At 73.3% G+C, this 16,857-nt stretch carries 13 protein-coding genes; 7 read left to right on the top strand and 6 right to left on the bottom strand.

Translation table 11 applies throughout. The annotated features are described in order from the left end of the window. Window positions 1-38: 38 nt before the first annotated feature. The gene (gene argS / locus WME82_RS41205; protein ID WP_438039784.1) at window positions 39-1,772 is read left to right on the top strand and encodes an arginine--tRNA ligase; all 1,734 of its coding nucleotides are present in this window, start codon (window positions 39-41) and stop codon (window positions 1,770-1,772) included. A 170-nt stretch (window positions 1,773-1,942) separates the two neighbouring features. Then, window positions 1,943-3,175, top strand: coding sequence for a choice-of-anchor L domain-containing protein (locus WME82_RS41200; protein WP_438039783.1), 1,233 nt, complete (start codon window positions 1,943-1,945; stop codon window positions 3,173-3,175). Window positions 3,176-3,255: 80 nt separating this feature from the next. Here the strand turns inward: WME82_RS41200 and WME82_RS41195 are convergent, their stop codons facing one another. Continuing rightward, window positions 3,256-3,768 carry a hypothetical protein gene (locus WME82_RS41195; RefSeq protein WP_437742015.1) on the bottom strand — a complete coding sequence of 171 codons (513 nt, stop codon included), beginning with the start codon at window positions 3,766-3,768 and terminating at the stop codon, window positions 3,256-3,258. A 489-nt stretch (window positions 3,769-4,257) separates the two neighbouring features. Next, entirely contained in the window at window positions 4,258-4,635 is a 378-nt protein-coding gene (locus tag WME82_RS41190) for a hypothetical protein (RefSeq protein ID WP_437853713.1), read from the bottom strand. A gap of 202 nt (window positions 4,636-4,837) precedes the next feature. Here WME82_RS41190 and WME82_RS41185 point away from each other — a divergent pair, with 202 nt between their 5' ends. The 3 genes from WME82_RS41185 (at window position 4,838) to WME82_RS41175 (ending at window position 8,811) form a co-directional block, all read left to right on the top strand. Further along, complete coding sequence (locus WME82_RS41185; protein ID WP_438039782.1) at window positions 4,838-6,649, top strand: ABC transporter ATP-binding protein; 1,812 nt, start codon at window positions 4,838-4,840, stop codon at window positions 6,647-6,649. Window positions 6,650-6,758: 109 nt separating this feature from the next. Then, window positions 6,759-7,214, top strand: coding sequence for a helix-turn-helix domain-containing protein (locus tag WME82_RS41180; protein ID WP_437742012.1), 456 nt, complete (start codon window positions 6,759-6,761; stop codon window positions 7,212-7,214). Between the two features lie 283 nt (window positions 7,215-7,497). Next, window positions 7,498-8,811 (top strand): serine/threonine protein kinase, encoded by a 1,314-nt coding sequence (locus WME82_RS41175; protein WP_438039781.1) that lies wholly within the window; start codon window positions 7,498-7,500, stop codon window positions 8,809-8,811. Window positions 8,812-9,293: 482 nt separating this feature from the next. On the opposite strand, the gene orn is transcribed toward WME82_RS41175, so the two are convergent. Next, the gene (gene orn, locus WME82_RS41170) at window positions 9,294-9,857 is read right to left on the bottom strand and encodes an oligoribonuclease (protein ID WP_012240261.1); all 564 of its coding nucleotides are present in this window, start codon (window positions 9,855-9,857) and stop codon (window positions 9,294-9,296) included. A 120-nt stretch (window positions 9,858-9,977) separates the two neighbouring features. On the opposite strand from orn, the gene WME82_RS41165 reads away from it, so the two are divergent. Together WME82_RS41165 and WME82_RS41160 are read left to right on the top strand one after the other, a co-directional pair. After that, window positions 9,978-11,210, top strand: coding sequence for an acetyl-CoA C-acetyltransferase (locus WME82_RS41165; RefSeq protein ID WP_438039780.1), 1,233 nt, complete (start codon window positions 9,978-9,980; stop codon window positions 11,208-11,210). Next, window positions 11,207-12,313, top strand: coding sequence for a cation diffusion facilitator family transporter (locus WME82_RS41160; RefSeq protein ID WP_438039779.1), 1,107 nt, complete (start codon window positions 11,207-11,209; stop codon window positions 12,311-12,313). The genes WME82_RS41165 and WME82_RS41160 overlap by 4 nt, the downstream gene beginning before the upstream one ends. A gap of 30 nt (window positions 12,314-12,343) precedes the next feature. Here WME82_RS41160 and WME82_RS41155 read toward each other — a convergent pair whose 3' ends face one another. Genes WME82_RS41155 through WME82_RS41145 form a run of 3 tightly spaced genes read right to left on the bottom strand, consistent with a single transcriptional unit; the run spans window position 12,344 to window position 16,724 of the window. Then, the gene (locus WME82_RS41155; RefSeq protein ID WP_438039778.1) at window positions 12,344-13,879 is read right to left on the bottom strand and encodes a hypothetical protein; all 1,536 of its coding nucleotides are present in this window, start codon (window positions 13,877-13,879) and stop codon (window positions 12,344-12,346) included. Then, a complete protein-coding gene (locus tag WME82_RS41150) occupies window positions 13,876-14,259 on the bottom strand; it encodes a hypothetical protein (protein WP_438039777.1) in 384 nt (127 codons plus the stop codon). Before WME82_RS41150 ends, WME82_RS41155 begins: the two co-directional genes overlap by 4 nt. Next, entirely contained in the window at window positions 14,259-16,724 is a 2,466-nt protein-coding gene (locus WME82_RS41145; RefSeq protein ID WP_438039776.1) for an Hsp70 family protein, read from the bottom strand. The genes WME82_RS41150 and WME82_RS41145 overlap by 1 nt, the downstream gene beginning before the upstream one ends. Window positions 16,725-16,857 lie beyond the last annotated feature (133 nt).

Raw genomic sequence — 16,857 nt, 5'->3', positions numbered from 1 at the left:
TATTGAATTGGCCGGGCGCCCGGGCCAAAGGATACGCCATGGCCGATCCCGTCCACGCCCTCGCCCGCGCATTCAAGGCGGCGATCACCGCCGCGTTCGGCGCCGAGCACGCCGCGGTTGATCCTTCCCTGCGCCGCTCCACCCACGCCGACTACCAGGCGAACGCCGCCATGGCGCTCGGCAAGCGCCTCGGCAGGCCGCCGCGCGAGGTCGCGGCGGCGATCGTGGCGGCGCTGGAGCTCGACGGGATCTGCCGGAAGGTCGAGATCGCGGGCCCCGGGTTCGTGAACCTGACGCTCGAGGACGCGTACCTCACGCGCGAGCTCGCCGAGACGGCGGGCGGCGGGCGGCTCGGGATCGCGCCCGCGGCCGAGCCCGAGACGGTGATCGTCGACTACTCGGGCCCGAACGCCGCGAAGGAGATGCACGTCGGCCACCTCCGCAGCACGATCATCGGCGACGCCCTCGCGCGCGTGCTCGAGGCGCTCGGCCACCGCGTGATCCGCCAGAACCACCTCGGCGACTGGGGCACGCCGTTCGGCATGCTGATCGAGCACATGCTCGACCTCGGCGAGGCCGCGGCCTCGCAGGAGCTCTCGGTCGGCGATCTCAACGAGTTCTACCGGCAGGCGCGCGCCAAGTTCGACGGCGACGCGGCGTTCGCCGAGCGCTCGCGCCGGCGGGTCGTGCGGCTCCAGGGCGGCGACGAGCAGACCCTCGCGCTCTGGCGGCAGCTCGTGCGCGAGTCGACGCGCTACTTCGACTCGGTCTACCGCCGCCTCGGCGTGACCTTGACCGACGCGGATTTTGCCGGCGAGAGCTTCTACAACCCGATGCTGCCCGACGTCGTCGAGGAGCTCGGTCGCAAGGGGCTGGCGCGCGAGAGCGAGGGCGCCCTCTGCGTCTTCCCGGCCGGCTTCACCGGCAAGGGCGGCGAGCCGCTGCCGCTCATCGTGCGCAAGCAGGACGGCGGCTACGGCTACGCCACGACGGATCTCGCGGCGATCCGCCACCGCCTCACGACGGTCGGCGCGCGCCGGATCGTCTATGTCGTCGGCGCGCCGCAGAGCCAGCACTTCGCGATGGTCTTCGCGACCGCGCGCGAGGCGGGCTGGCTCACCCCGCCGGCCCGGGCCGAGCACGTGGCGTTCGGCTCGGTGCTCGGGGCCGACAAGAAGATGTTCAAGACGAGGCGCAGCGAGACCGTGAAGCTCTCGGACCTGCTCGACGAGGCCCTGGAGCGCGCGGCGAAGGTGGTGCGGGAGAAGAACCCCGAGCTCGACGCCGAGGCCGGAGGCGCCGTGGCGCGGGCGGTCGGCGTGGGCGCGGTGAAGTACGCCGATCTCTCGAGCGACCGGATCAAGGACTACGTGTTCGACTGGGATCGCATGCTGGCGTTCGAGGGGAACACGGCGCCCTACCTGATGTACGCGCACGCCCGCGTCCGCTCGATCTTCCGGAAGGCCGGCGTCGAGTCGCCGCGCGAGGCCGGGATCGTGCTGGGCGAGCCGGCGGAGCGGGCGCTCGTGCTGGAGCTGCTCCGGTTCGGCGCCGTGCTGGAGGACGTGGCGGCCACGCTCGAGCCGCACCGCCTGTGCGGTTACCTGTTCGAGCTGGCCGGGTCGTTCACGAGCTTCTACGAGCGCTGCCCGGTGCTCCGGGCCGAGAGCGACGACGTGCGCCGCTCGCGCCTCGCGCTCTGCGATCTGACGGCGGAGGTGCTGGCGAAGGGCCTCGGCCTGCTCGGGATCGAGGCGCCGGAGCGGATGTAGAGCGTCCGGCAGCGGCGCCCGACCCTGCCTGCGTCCGGCGATCGCGCATCCGCCTGAGGATGCGCATCTGCCTGAGCTGCGCGTGCCTGTCCGCGCATTCGAACCGAGGTTGCGCTCGCCCGCTCGAGGTTGCGCGCGACGTCGGTCCGTTCTCTCTGGCAAAGTGCGGCATGATCGAACAACGGTTGGCTCTCCCCTGCGCCGGCATGGCCGTGATGGCGGTGCTCGCCGTCGCATTCGGGTGCTCCGCGGTGGGCGGCGCGTCCGCGCCGGGGGGTGGGGGAGACGGGCGCGAGGAGCCCTCGGGGACCATCGGCGAGGACGGCCCCGGCGGGCTCGATGAGCCGGGCGAGCCAGGGCTGGGCTCCGGTGACGCAATCCCCATCACCGATCCCAACGTGGACGGCGACGGGGACGGGTTCACGCCCGCGGAGGGCGACTGCAACGATGTTGATGGAAATGTGAATCCAGGCGCGATCGAGGTCGAGGTCACTGAGCCTGACGCGAACGGCCAGATCCCCGCGCCGGCGGACGAGGATTGCGACGGGGTGATCGACGACGTGCCGCCACCGTGCGACGAGGGCCTCTCGCTGGAGGACTTCGATCCGGCGAACGGGGCCAAGGCGATCGACCTTTGCGCCGTGGCGTCCCGCGAGGACAGGCGGTGGGGTGTGCTCTCCGCGAGGTATGTCCGCGGGGACGGCTCGCCTGCAGAGCGGTCGCCCGCGGTTGGCCTCTTCGATGGGTTCGGCCCCAACGTGCACGTGCAGGGCGGCGCGCGCCTCCTCGCGCTCTCGACGGGGAGCGCACGCCTTCCCGGCCACCCCGACGCCTGCTGGTCCGGGAGCTGCTCGAGCTACGGTCCCGGCACCGCGCCGCCCGGGTTCCCTCAGGACAACCCTTCCTGTCCTCCGTCCAGCTTCATCAACGACGACGTCGGCCTCGAGGTCGTCCTCCGCGCGCCGACGAACGCGACCGGCTACGAGTTCCTCTTCAAGTTCTATACGTTCGAATACCCGGAGTGGGTCTGCGAGGACTTCAACGATCAATTCGTCGCGCTGGCGACGCCCGCGCCTCCCGGATCGTACAACGGCAATCTCTCGTTCGACGGGGAGGGAAGGCCGGTCAGCGTTAATATCGCGTTCTTCGATGTCTGCGACGGATGTCCGCTCGGCTCGGGTGAGCTCGTGGGGACGGGGTTCAGCCCGCGCCGCGACGGCGGCACCCGGTGGCTCAAGACCCGCGCGCCGGTGCATGGCGGCGAGGAGATCTCGCTCCGGTTCATCCTGTTCGACACCGGCGACGATCGCTTCGACTCGACCGCGCTCATCGATGGCTTCCGCTGGATCGCGACCGGCGGCACGGTCAGCCTGGAGACGGTGCCCGTGGTCCAGTTCCTCTGAGGCGAGGGGCGCTCCTCCCCGCGCCGACGCCTCGTCGGCGTGCGGTAGCGAGGTCTGGTCGCCTCGCTAGGCGCTTCGGGCTACCGGCACGTCCGGCAGTCCCCCCCGCAATCCACGGCGAGCTCGCTTCCATTCAGGACCCCGTCGTCGCACGAGGGCGCCTGGCAGACACGCTCCCTGCACACGCCGGACCCGCAGTTCTCGCCGGTGAGGCACGCCTCGCCCGCGGGGCAGAGCGGGCACGAGCGCGTGCCGCAGTCGACGCCGGTCTCGAAGCCGTTCGCAACGCCGTCGACGCAGGTCGGAGCCTGGCAAACTCCCAGGCGACACACGCCCTCCTTGCAGTCGATGCCCGTCTCGCACGAGGCGCCGAAGCCGCAAGGCTTGCACGAGCCGCCGCAGTCGCGGTCGGTCTCTCCTTCGTCTCCATCGGTGACGTCATTGTTGCAGTGCGGGGGGATGCAGGCGTCCGCCGTGCAGGTCCAGCCCTTGAGGCACTCCTCGCAATTCCAGATCTGGATGACACCACCACTCCCCTCGCAGGAAAGGAAAAAAGGCGCCGTCAGCCCCAATGCAATGACGCGTCGAAGCATGGTGCTCGCTCTTCTCGTAGTTGATGGTCTGGTGACGATGACAGTACATCATGCACGGGCATCGAGGGCACCGATCTGGCTTTTTGCGCGCGGATTTATAGCATTCCGGACTGGTGGTCCGGATTGTCAAATAATCGACATGAAGAGGTCCTCGGCGTGCGAGCGCCCTGATCCGACGCGCGGAGATCGGACACGCAGAGATGGGACGTGCAGAGTAAGGCGCGTGAGGAGAGGGGAGGGGGGCTCATCCACCACGCGCCGCGCGAGACGGGCCGCAGCGGCCGTTCTCTACGGATCGGCAGGAGCGCGCCGTTCGATGGCTCTCGCGCCCGACAGGACCGCACCGAGCGCGCCGGCTGGACGGCGATGGGAAGAAGGGGCAGTGAAGGCGCCTGGGCTCCTTGACGGGGCGGCGCGCTCCTCACGCGAGGCGGCGCGCGCCGCGCGGCGGGGCGGCGCGCTCCGAGCGCGAGGCGGCGCGCGTCGCGCTCAGGTGCGGGCGGCGGCGCGGCGCGCCGTGATGAAGGAGCGCACGCAGAGGGCGACGTAGCCCGCCGAGAGGACGGCCATCACGGACTGGGCGATGACGGCCGGGGGGCGCGCCACGTCGCCGCCGGAGAGCAGCGTCGGCAGCTGGGTCAGGCCGCGGGCGGAGCCGAGGAAGCCGAGGACGCCGACCATGGCCGACGCGTGCATGGCGTGCATGCGGTACCTCTCCTGCCGCGCGAGCAGGCCGAGCCCGATCGCGACGACCCCGAAGCCGGCCGGGATGAGCGCCGTCGGCGCGCTCGTCGCAGCGAATCCGCCGACGCCGAGCGCTGTGAGCAGCGCTCCGTAGCCCATGGTCAACGTGGACATGCTCGACATGAAGAGCCTCCTTTTCTTTCGGAGGCCCGGGATACCGCGCCGGGCGCGCGTCCGCCACAGCATCCGCCCGCCCGCCCGCCCGCCCGCCCGCCCGCCCGCCCGCGACCGCGGCCGCCCGTGGTCGCGCTCGCGTCCCTCAGCCCTCGCGCCCTCGCGGGTCTTCGCGGGCGGAGCGCCGCGGCGTGGTTAGAATCCGCCGTCCATGCTCGGCCTCTCCCGCCTGCGGGACAGCTTTGCCTACACACCACGGACGCTCCAGCTCGTCTGGCGCTCGTCGAAGGCGGCGAGCGTCGCCCTCGGCGCGCTCACGCTCGCCGCGGCGGCGCTGCCGCTCGGGGTGGCCTACGTGGGAAAGGCGATCACGGACGCGGTGGTCGCCCGCGACGAGCGCGCGGCGCTCGTGTGGGTCTCGGTCGAGCTCGGCCTCGTGGCCGCGCTCGCGCTCGCGCAGCGCGGGCTCTCGCTGACGCGGCAGCTGCTCGGCGCGCGGCTCTCGATCGACATCCACGGGATGATCCTCGAGAAGGCGCTCTCGCTCTCGCTGGTCCATTTCGAGGACCCCGAGTTCTACGACCAGCTCACCCGCGCGCGCCGCGAGGCGTCGTCTCGCCCCGCCGCCGTCGTGACCGAGAGCTTCTCCCTCGTGCAGAACCTGATCACGCTCGCGGGGTACGCCGCGCTGCTCCTCGGGTTCAGCGCCCTCGCGGTGCTCGCGCTCGTGCTCGCGGCCGTCCCCGCCACGGTCGCCGAGGCGCGCTTCTCCGGCGCGGCGTTCCGCCTCCGGAACTGGCGCTCTCCCGAGGCCCGCCGGCTCAACTACCTGGAGTACGTGCTCGCCAACGACGGCCACGCCAAGGAGGTGAAGCTCTTCGGGCTCGGGCCGACGTTCCTCGAGCGGTACAAGGCGCTCGCGGCGTCGTTCTACCGGGAGGACAGCGCCCTCGCGGTCCGCCGCGCCGGGTGGTCCTATGGCCTGTCGCTCCTCGGCACCGCCGCGTTCTACGGCTGCTATGGCGCCATGGCGGCCGGCGCCGCGGCGGGGCGCCTCTCGCTCGGCGAGATGGTCCTTTACGTCGCCGCCTTCCGGCAAGGCCAGCAGGCGTTCCAGGCCGTGCTCGCCGGCGTCGGCGGCATGTACGAGCACAACCTCTACATGTCGAATCTCTTTCAGTATTTGTCCATCCCGACCGGCGAGCCGCCCGCGTCGCCGGCCGGCCGCGGAGACGCGCCTGCGCCCCTTTCGGCCGACGGCGCGCGCGACCGGGGCGTGCGGTTCGAGGGGGTCGGCTACCGGTATCCTGGCCAGTCGCGCTGGGCGCTCCGGGGCATCGATCTCCACATCCCGAGCGGTCAGAGCCTGGCGCTCGTCGGGCACAACGGCGCCGGAAAGACCACGTTCATCAAGCTGCTCGCGCGCTTGTACGAGCCCACCGAGGGGCGAATCCTGCTCGACGGCAAGGATCTCCGCGCCTGGGAGCCCGACGCGCTCCGCCGGAGGATCGGTGTCGTCTTTCAGGACTTCAACCAATACCAGCTCACGCTGCGCGAGAACGTCGGGCTGGGCAGCGTCGAGCACCTCGCGGACGAGCCGCGCGTCGCGCGCGCGGTCGCCGAGGGCGGCGCCGACGAGGTCGTGACGGTCGTGCCCGGGGGCCTCGACGCGCAGCTCGGGCGCTGGTTCAAGGGCGGCGTCGAGCTGAGCGGCGGGCAGTGGCAGAAGGTGGCGCTCGCGCGCGCCTTCATGCGCGAGCAGGCCGACATCCTCGTGCTCGACGAGCCGACCGCGGCGCTCGACGCCGAGGCCGAGCACGCGGTCTTCCAGCGGTTCAGGTCCTTGTCCAAGGGGCGGACGACCATCGTCATCTCTCACCGCTTCCCGACCGTGCGCATGGCCGACCGCATCGTCGTGCTCGACGGCGGGCGCATCGTCGAGGAGGGCACCCACGACGAGCTCGTCGCCCGTGGCCAGCGCTATGCCCGCATGTTCGCGCTGCAGGCCGAAGGGTACCTGTAGCGCCGCCGGCGCGGCGCGTTCGGTGCGCCGGCGAGCGGGCGCGCTCCTCACGCGGGGCGGCCTGCCTTCTCGGGGGCTCGGGCGAGCTCTGCCTGCTAGGCTCGCGCTCATGCGCGACACGCTCCCCAAGGAGGTCGGCCAGGCGGTCCACATCCTCCGGTTGCTCCGCGGGCTCAGCATGCAGGAGTTCGCGGAGCGGGCGCAGCTCTCGGCCACGTACCTGCGGCAGGTCGAGCGCGGCGAGCGGGATCTCGGGCTCGGCGCCCTCGGCCTGATCGCCCAGGGGCTCCAGTGCGAGCCGCGCCTCCTGCTCCCCGGCGACGGGCGCAGCCCTGTCGCGTCCATCGTGGCAGAGCGCTTTGACCAGGCCGAGGAGGCGCTCCAGAGCGCGATCCTCTTTCTGCTCATGGAGCCTGACGACTCACCGAGAAAGCAAGCAATGCTCGCCCTCGCCAGCGAAGATCCGGAGCGCGCACGCCCGGCAGCTCCGCCCAAGTCGCCCCGCCCGGAGCGCGCTTTTTCAGGGCGTATTACTCCGCCGTCGAGCCGTCGTTCCGGAAAGTGATAGACCCGCCTCGCGCGCTCCGTGGCGCCGGTCCGCGCTGGCGACGGCTTCCGCGCGCCTGAGACCTCTGTTACTGTCTCCGCCAACCGATGTTCCCCGCGCCGTGTCCGGGGGTGTCATGGACTCGAACCTCGTGCCGGAGGTCCGACGCAATGAGCAGAATCTTTTGGGCTGATCCAACACCGCAGCCAACATCGAAGAACGCGCGCCGCGCCGTCCTCTCCTTCCAGCGCGCGAGGCCTGAATCCTCCGTGCCCGTCGCGCGGATCGAGGCGGAGGGGCCATGGTGATCCTCGGGCAGGAGTTCGCGGGGTACACCATCGTCGCGAGCCTCGACTCTCCCGCTCCGGCGGAGGCGTATCGCGCGCTCGACGCCGATGGCCGCGAGGTGACGCTCTATGTCCAGGAGGGCATGGGCATCGACGCCGATGCGTTCCGCGGCGCGCTGGAGAGGCTCCTCTCGCTGTCTGCGCGGGTGCACGGCATCGTGCCTGTGATCGCGGGCGGGATGGAGGGAGATGCGGGGTGGATCGCTGCCCGGCAGAGCGACGATCCCTCGGTGGAAGATCTGCTGCCCCGGCTTCGCTCCGTCGCGTACGAGCTCGTCGTCGACGTCGCGCGGACGCTGGGCGCCGCGCACGCGCTGGGGCTCTCGCACGGGGATCTCGGCCCGCACACGGTGGTGATCACCGGTCAGGGCGCCGCTGTCCTGAGGGCGTTCGGGCTGCACCTGCCGTTCGGGGCGCCCGAGGACGCCATGGCGGATGCGGCGCGGTACCGGGCGCCGGAGCTCTTCAACGATCCGCATGCTCGCGCGATCGATGAACGAACCGACGTCTACGGGCTCGGGATGCTGCTGTATTGCCTCCTCGGGGGGCAGCGCCCGTTCGACGGCCGCGACGATCTGGATGTGTGCGCGCTCGACGAGGTGCCGCCGCCGCTCGAGGGGGTGTCGGCCCAGGTGAACGAGGCGCTGACCCGGGCGCTCGCGAAGGATCCTGACGCGCGGTTCCAGACGGTCCACGAGCTCATGGCCGCCGTGCGGCCGCTGCTCGTGGGCGCGGCGCCGCTCGCGGGGGGCGCTCCGCCGCCGAGGGGGCCGCGCCCGCAAGCTGCGGCCGCCCCGTCGCTGCAGGAGTCGGCGCCGGATACGGAGCGGAGCGTGCCCGCTCCGGCGTCCCGCAACACGCTGCCCACCGGGACCCTCCCTCCGGAGGCCATGCGGCACCCCGTCGTCGAGATCGCCGCGCCGCGCTCTCGCAGCAACGTCCTTCTGGCCGGCGGAGCGCTGCTGCTCGTCGCGCTGACGAGCGCCGCCGTCGCGGTGCCGTTGAGCTCGTACATCGCCCGACATGGGATGCCGCCCCCACCCGCCGGTCCGCCGGCTCACGTGAGTGACTCACATCACAATGAGCCGACAGCTTCCCCGGTGCAGTGCGATCCCGGCGCCTCCGAGGCGGCGGCTTCTGCCGTGGAGGCACCGGCGACGAAGTCCGGGGTGACGCGCCGTGCTGAGCCCGCCCCGCTGGTCGCGACTCCCGCCGTGGAAGCCAAGGGTAGCCCCGGGCAACCGTGGTACGGCGACCAGCTGTTCTGAGGCAATCCCACAGGTCCGGTAGCAAACGACACCCCGGCGGATTGGGGCCGCCGGGGTGTCTACGCCGCAGACCTCGTGCCGGAGGCCTGGACGCATGGCTAGCCTACTCAAAGCATTGCCTCGATCGATCGTATTTTCTCGCTTCGGGGACAATTTTTCTTCGATTGCCAGCAGAGCCGCCATTCCGGCCGGATTTGGAGAGGGCGGGCGGGGGCGAGGTGCCGGGCGGGGTGAACCGACCGAGGTTGAGGGCGGGGCGGGGTGAGTTGCCGGGCGGGTGAACCGACCGAGGTTGAGGGCGGGTGAACCGACCGAGGTTGAGGGCGGGGCGCCGACCGAGGTTGAGGGCGGGGCGCCGACCGACGGGTGAACCGACCGAGGTTGGGGATGCCGAGGTTGGGGATCCCGGCGAGCGAGGATGCTGAACCGCAAGCCCGAGGACGCGGTCGGCCCTCAGGCTCCCCTCGGCTCACCGCGATCGCTCAGCGGAGCTCGTTCCCCGGGAGCGGCTGGAACACGTTTGCCCGGTACCACCTGAGCTCCTCGATCGACTCGCGGATGTCGTCGAGCGCGCGGTGGATCTCGCGCTTCTTGGGCGCGGCGCGCAGCGGATACCAGCGGCGCACGAGCTCCTTGAGCGTCGAGACATCCACGATGCGGTAGTGCAGGAAGGAGAGGAGCTCCGGCATGTAGCGCTGCAGGAAGGCGCGGTCCTTCCACACGGAGTTGCCGCACAGCACGGCCGTCCCCTTGTCACAGTGCGCCTCGAGGAACGCGCGCGTCTCGGACTCCGCGTCGCCGACCGAGAGCGTGGACGCGCGGATGCGCTCGAGGAGCCCCGAGCGCTCGTGGAGATCGCGGACGAAGTCGCTCATTCCCGCGAGGACGCTCTCCGGCTGATGGATGACGAGGCACGGCCCCTCGGCGACCACGGTCAGGTCGGGCTCCGTGACGATGGTCGCGATTTCCACGATCGCACACGAGCTCTCGTCGAGCCCCGTCATCTCGAGATCGACCCACACCATGCGCTGCGACCGGTCCGTCATCGGCGGCGAGCATAGCCGATCCGCGCCGGCTCAGGTCCACCGAGACCCGACGCGACCAGGCTGCCCCGGGAGCGGGCGCTGTGCTAAGCACGGGCCGGACATCGGGCTCGGAGGCCTGTCATGCGAGACGTCTTCATCGTGGATGCCGTTCGCACGCCGCGCGGGCGCGGCAAGGCGGGCAAGGGAGCGCTCTCGGGCGTGCACCCTCAAGAGCTCCTCGCGCAAACGCTCAATCGCCTCGCCGAGAAGACCGGGATCCGCAAGCAGGACGTCGAGGATGTGGTCGTCGGGTGCGTGACCCAGGCGGGCGAGCAGGGCGCGTGCATCGCGCGCACCGCCATCCTCGCGGCCGGCTGGCCGGACGCCGTGACCGGCGTGACCGTCAACCGCTTCTGCGGCTCGGGCGCGCAGGCGGTGAACTTCGCGGCGATGGGGGTCATGTCCGGCCAGCAGGAGGTCGCCGTCGGCGGCGGCGTCGAGAGCATGTCGCGCGTGCCGATGGGCTCGGACGGCGCGCCCCTCGACGGGAACAACCTCGCCCTCCGCAAGAAGCTCGCGATGGTCCCGCAGGGCATCTCGGCGGACCTCATCGCCACGATCGAGGGCTTCTCGCGCGAGGACGTCGACCGCTTCGCGCTGGAGAGCCAGCGCAAGGCCGAGCGGGCCGCGGGCGAGGGGCGCTTCGCGAAGAGCCTCTTCACGGTCGTCGATCTCGACGGCAAGCCGCTGCTCGACAGGGACGAGCACCCGCGGGCCGGGGCGACGATGGAGGCCCTCGCGAAGCTCGAGCCGGCGTTCGGGAGCCTCGGGTCGACGCCGATGGGCCCCGCCGGCGAGACCGTGGATGCGCTGGCGCTGGCGCGCTATCCGCATGTTGCGTCGATCCGGCACGTCCACACGGCGGGCAACTCGAGCGGCATCGTGGACGGGGCGGCCGTCGTGCTGCTCGCGTCCGGCGACTACGTGAAGGCGCACGGGCTCGCCCCGCGGGCGAGGATCCGCGCCACGGCGACGGCCGGCGCCGAGCCGGTGATCATGCTGACGGCCCCTGCGCCCGCGTCGGAGCGAGCCCTCAAGAAGGCGGGCATGCAGGCGCGCGACGTCGATCTCTGGGAGATCAACGAGGCGTTCGCGGCGGTGCCGCTGCAGACGGCGCGCAAGCTCGACATCGACCTCGACCGCGTCAACGTGAACGGCGGCGCGATCGCGCTCGGGCACCCGCTCGGCGCGACCGGGGCCTGCCTGATCGGGACGGCGCTCGACGAGCTCGAGCGCGCCGGCAAGGCGACCGCGCTGATCACGCTGTGCATCGGCGGAGGGATGGGCGTGGCGACCATCCTCGAGCGGGTGTGAGCCGCTCCGGCGCGGCGATGGGGGTGCGCGACGATCACGGGAGCGCCTCGGACGAGCACCAGACCGGGCGCGGCGCTCGGCGCGGCGAGGGGCACGATCACGGGCATCACCATGCCCCGGGTCACGACCACGATCACGACCACGGCGACCCGCAGCACCACGACCACAGCCACGATCTCCGGCACGCGCCGCTCCGCCGGCTGATCGCGGCGTTCGCCCTCACGGCGTCGTTCCTGGTCGTCGAGGCGGCGGTCGGGTGGTGGTCGAAGAGCCTCGCCCTGCTGGCCGACGCGGGCCACATGCTCGCGGACGCCGCGGCGCTCGGCATCGCCATCATCGCCCAGCGCATCGCGGCGCAGGCGCGGACGCGCGAGCGGACGTACGGCTTCCGGCGCGCGGAGGTGCTCGCGGCCTTCGCCAACGGCGTCGCGCTGGCGCTGACGGCGATCTGGATCTTCATCGAGGCGGCCCACCGCTGGCGCGCGCCCCAGGCGGTGCACGCCGAGGCGCTGGCGATCACCGCGGCGCTGGGGCTGCTCGTGAACGTGGTCGCGGCGCTGCTGCTCTCGACCGGCGAGCACGGGCACAACATCAACACGCGGGCCGCGCTGGCGCACGTGCTGTCGGACGCGCTCGGCTCGGTCGGCGCCATCGCTGCGGGCGTGCTCATCCTCGCCTTCGGCTGGACGCGGGCCGATCCGGTGATCAGCGCGGCCATCGGCGCCCTCGTGCTCTGGGGCGGCTGGAGGCTCGTGCGGGACACGTCCCGCGTGCTCATGGAGGGCAGCCCGATCGAGATCGATCTCGCCCACGTCGAGGACACCATCCGGAGCGTGCCCGGCGTCGTCGACTTCCACGATCTGCACGTCTGGTCGATCTCCGACGGCTTCAACGTGCTCACCGTGCACGTGGTCCTCGCCAAGGGGCACCACGGCACGAACGTGGCCGCCGCGGTGGCCCGGCGGCTGCGCGAGAAGCACGCGCTCACCCACTGCACGATCCAGCCGGAGCCGCTCCAGGAAGAGCTCCTGGTGACGCTCAGGCGGCCGGGCGGCGGGGCGCCGGGCGGGGACGGGCCCGCGGGCGGCCTGAGCGGCGCGTAGGGCCCTGCCGGGACAGGCCCTTCGCCCGCGTCAGACCCCGCACTCGACGTTGCCGCGCTGGAGCGCCGTGAGGCGCGAGTCGCCGAGCGCCTCGGCCTCGGCGAGGAGCCACCGGAACATCGCGTTCGCGATCACCCGCTCCTTGCGCGTGTTGAACAGCCAGACGGCCGCGTGGCACACGTCGGCGTGCAGCTTGGGGAACGCGAGGCGGCGGAACTCCACGCCGACGAGCACCGCCGCGGCCTCGTACTGAGCGCGCAGCGACGTCCACTCGCGCCACTCCGAGAGCGCCGGGAGCTCGCGCCGCTCGTCGACGCGGCGGCGCAGGGCGTCGCACGCGATCTCCACCTCGGACAGGAGCTCGTCGCGGAGGCGCCGGCGCGTGCGGCCGATGGTCGCGCCGAGGTCGTCCCACGCCGCGCGCGGCACGCGCGCCGCGCGCAGCGTCGCCGCGAGGTCCTCCTCGACCGCGCGCGCCAGCGGGCCGAGCGCCGCCTGCGCCCCCGAGGCGCCGAGCGACGCCGCCCGCTCGCGGAGCTCGGCCTGCGCGCGCTCGTCGTCGAGCGCCGCGTCCCACGCGCCGCCGAGCCGCCTCAGGTCGTCGCCCGAGACCTGGCCCCGGGGCCGGAGCAGCAGCGCGGCGTGGAGCAGCACCGCCCGGCTCCACAGATCGCCCTCGGCGACCTTCGCGGCGCAGGGCTCGGGCGCCTCCGGCTCCGGGCGCGGCGCGCCCGCGCCCGCTGCCAGGGCCCGGCGCACGAGCGGGAGCGTGGCGCGGCGGCGGGGCGCGATGAGCCATCGCAGCCAGAGCCCGAGCGCCCCCGGCGCGGGCGCCTCGCCGAGCAGCCGCGCCGCGACGGCGCCGAGCAGCGACAGCGCCCGGCCGCCGCTCACACACGCGTATCCGCTCACGGCCCCCCAGTCGCCGCGGGAGGCCGCCTCGGCTGCGAGCCAGCCCGCGGCGATGCGGCGGGCCTCGTCGGGGCAGGCGCGCTCGTCCAGGCCGGCGACGCTGTCGAAGAGCGCCCGCGCGCCCTCCACGTCGCCGCGGTGCGCCGCGAGCATCGCGCCCGCGGCGATCCCCGCGCCGCGCAGCGGAGCGGCGCTCGCCGAGGAGGCCGCGGGCCCCGCGCCGGTGCGCTCGATCCGCTCGCTGACCCAGGCCTCCACCGCGGCGTCCGGCTTCCGCGCGCGGCAGAGCGCCCACGCGGCCGCGAGCGCCGCGCCGCCGCGCCGGTCGGCGCGAAAGGCCCCGTCCGACAGCGACGCGACGAAGTACGCGGCGCGCGGCAGCCCGAGCGGGATGAGCGCGTGGCGAGCGAAGGACCAGGGCGCCATGAGCAGCGCGAGCGGCGCGAGCGGCACCGCGCACCAGAGCTGACCCCCGGCGAGCGCGAGCGCGAGGAGGATCGCGATCGGCGCGAAGACGAACAGCACGACGACGTTCCAGAGGCCCACGCCGAGCATCTGGGGGCGCGGCGCCGCCCCGGGCGAGGCCCTCCGCGCGGCCGCCTCGCTGATCACCCGCACGAGGATGGCGAGCACCAGGAGGCCGCCCCAGCTCATGGTGCCCTCCAGCCGAGCGCGGACAGCGCCTCGGGCCACGGCGCGCGCGGATCCTCCCCGGGCGGCTCCGGCGGCGGCAGCTCGCCGAGGTCGTCGTCGAGATCGTCCTTCGGCGGCGGCCTCGGGTCGAGCCGCGCCCAGACCTCGTGCGCCAGGCGGCGCTCCGGGTCCCGCAGCGCCGCCATCGCCTGCCGCACCTTGTCGGCCGTCCGCGCGCCGGGGCCGACCGGCGTCGGGTACGCCGCGGCGCTCGCCAGCTTGAGCTCGAGCATCCCGAGCAGCTTCTGCCCCTCGCGCTCGATCTCCGCGCGGCTCGCGCTCGGGCGCAGCCCGAGCACGTAGAACGGGTTGTCGCGGATGCGGCCGAGCGCGTCGTCCATCACCGCACCCCCGACTCGTGGCCGAGCCTGCGCTTCTGCGCGTCGACCGGCAAGAGGCGCCAGAGCTCCTCGGTGATCGTCCTGAGCGCCGCCGTGTCGCCGCGCTCCGCCGCGCCGCGCCCGTCGCGCACGAGCCGCTGCGCGCGGACCAGATCCGAGGCCTGGTGCGCCTCGGAGGCGGCGTCCTCGAACATCCACACCCACGCCTTCGGGTGGCGCTGGAACGCCGCGCTGCTCAGGTTGCGGACCAGCCGGAGCTGCCGCTGCAGCTCGACCTGGTTCTTCTCGGCGCGCGCCCGCGCAACGCCCTGCGCGGCCTCCTCGAGGAGCGCCTTCTCGGTGCTCGATCCGAGCTGCGAGATCCACGTCGACGCGCTCGCGACGGCGGCCTGGGCCTCGGCGTCGAGCTCCGGCCAGCGCTTGTCGGCCTCGGCCTGCTCGAGCAGGACGTCGAGATCGAGCAGCGCGCGCCGCGCCTTCTGCCCGGCGTCGGCGTCGCCGCCGCGCGCCGCGGCGGCGTCGCGCTCCACCTCGGCGAGCGCGCACTCCACGTAGGTGACCTTGCCGAGCGCGTGCGGCGCGTCCCTGCGCAGGGCGGCCTCGCGCACCGCGGCGAGCCGCTCGCGCATGGCGGCGATCGAGGCGTCGAGCACCTCCGGCGCCGCCTCGGGGACGAGGAGGTGCGCGACGCGCTCGAACACGAGCCCCTGCGACGGGATCAGCGCGCGCGCCGAGAGGTGCCCGCCCCGATCGAGCTCGAGCGTCAGCTCGATCGCCGAGCCCGCGGGCAGGGTCGCGGTGAGCCCGCTCCCGTCGATCTCGAGCGTCCCGACCACGCGGCAGAGGTGCGCGACGTCGAGCTCGCCCTGCACGACGGGGATCTTCAGCACGCACGCGCTGGAGCCCTTCGGGACGCTCTCCACGCTATGGTGCACGAACGTCCGCCGGGCCGGCAGCGGCGCGCCCCGCTCGAAGTAGACGCGCACCGAGTTGTCCGCGAGCGCGACCCCGATCGTGCGCGACAGCGGCGGATCGCCGATCGTGAGCCCCTGGACGATCGTGATCGCCTGCGGGTGCACCGGCACCCGCGCGCCGCCGGCCGCGCTCGCCTCGATGTTGAACACGTTCGGCCGGCGCGGCAGCAGGTCGACGGTCACCACGAACGCCCCCTCGGCGTCGAGCGGCGCCTCGGCGCTCGTCCACCCGTCGCCCTCGCGCGCGAGCCGGATCCGCTCGGGCGCGGCCCCCGGCCCCTCCATGACGCGGCCGACCACGTGGGGCGTGAGATCGCTCGACATGGCCGGGTACTGGAGCCACAGCCGGCGACCCTCCTCCTTGGGCCGCGCGCCCGAGGAGGAGGCCCGCGCGTCGAGCCCCGCCGTCGCCGCGTAGATCGCGGCCCCCTGCGCGACGAGCGTCATCGGATCGAGCCCCTCGCCGAAGGGCGCGCCGAGCGCGTCCCGGACGCGCTCGCGCAGCGCCGGCATCACCGTCGGCCCGCCCACGAGCACGACGCGCCCGAGCTGCGACGCGTCGAGCCCGTGCGCCGCGAGCAGCCGCCGGCAGACCTCGACCGAGCGGTCGATGATCGGCGCGCAGAGCGCGTCGAGCGTGGACCGCTGCAGGACCAAGTCGACGTCGACCGGCGCGCCGTCCACCTCGAACGCCGCGGGCACCGCGAGCGCCGCCTCGTCGGCGCGGGTGAGCTCGATCTTGATCTCCTCGACCGCGAGCTTGAGCTTGCGGAGCGCGGCGGCGTGCCGCGGGTCGGCGCGGCTCACGGTGACGCCCTGGGTGCGCGCGATCTCGGCGAGCGCCCAGTCGACGATCGCCCAGTCGAAATCGCGCCCGCCGAGGAAGTTGTCGCCGTCGTGCCCGACGACGCGCAGCAGCCCGTCGCGCGTCTCGAGCAGGGAGACGTCGAACGTCCCGCCGCCGAGGTCGTAGACGAGCCAGCTGCCCGTCGACTCCTCGACCGTCCAGCCGGCGGCCAGCGCCGAGGCCACCGGCTCCTGGATCAGCTCGACGCGCTCGAACCCCGCGAGCCGCGCCGCCTCCGACGTCGCCGCGCTCTGGGGAAGCTCGAAGAGCGCGGGCACGGAGATCACCGCCGAGGCCGGCAGGACCCCGAGGTGCTCCGCGACGTCGGCGCGCAGGGAGCGCAGCACCTCGGCGGCGAGCTCCTCGGGCTTCTTCGCGACCTTCGCCGCCGCGAACTCGATCGGCTGGGCCGTCCCCATCAGCCGCTTGAACTCCGCGCGGGTGTTCTGCGGATCGCTCTCGAGGAACCGGCGCGCGCGCGCGCCGACCGTGATCGTCCCGCGCGCGTCGATCCGCACCACGCTCGGGGTGAGCGTCGCGCCCTGGGAGTTCCGGACGAGGGTGACCTTCTCGCCGTCGAAGGCGGCCGCGGTCGAGTTCGTGGTGCCGAGGTCGATGCCGACGTAAAGCGGGCGTGCAGCCATCGCTCGCAAGGATACACGCGCGGCACGGCGGCCGCCCGGCGAGGCATGGAACACGCCCGGCGAAGCCGCTGGCGCGCGGCTGGCGCGCCGCGGGCGCCCGCCCGCTCGCCGCAAGGCGCGTCCGCCCTCGGGG

Origin of the sequence: Sorangium sp. So ce128 (assembly GCF_051525245.1) — a bacterium.
Classification (GTDB): Bacteria; Myxococcota_A; Polyangia; order Polyangiales; family Polyangiaceae; genus Sorangium; species Sorangium cellulosum_B.
This window is presented reverse-complemented; position numbering and strand designations above follow the sequence as displayed.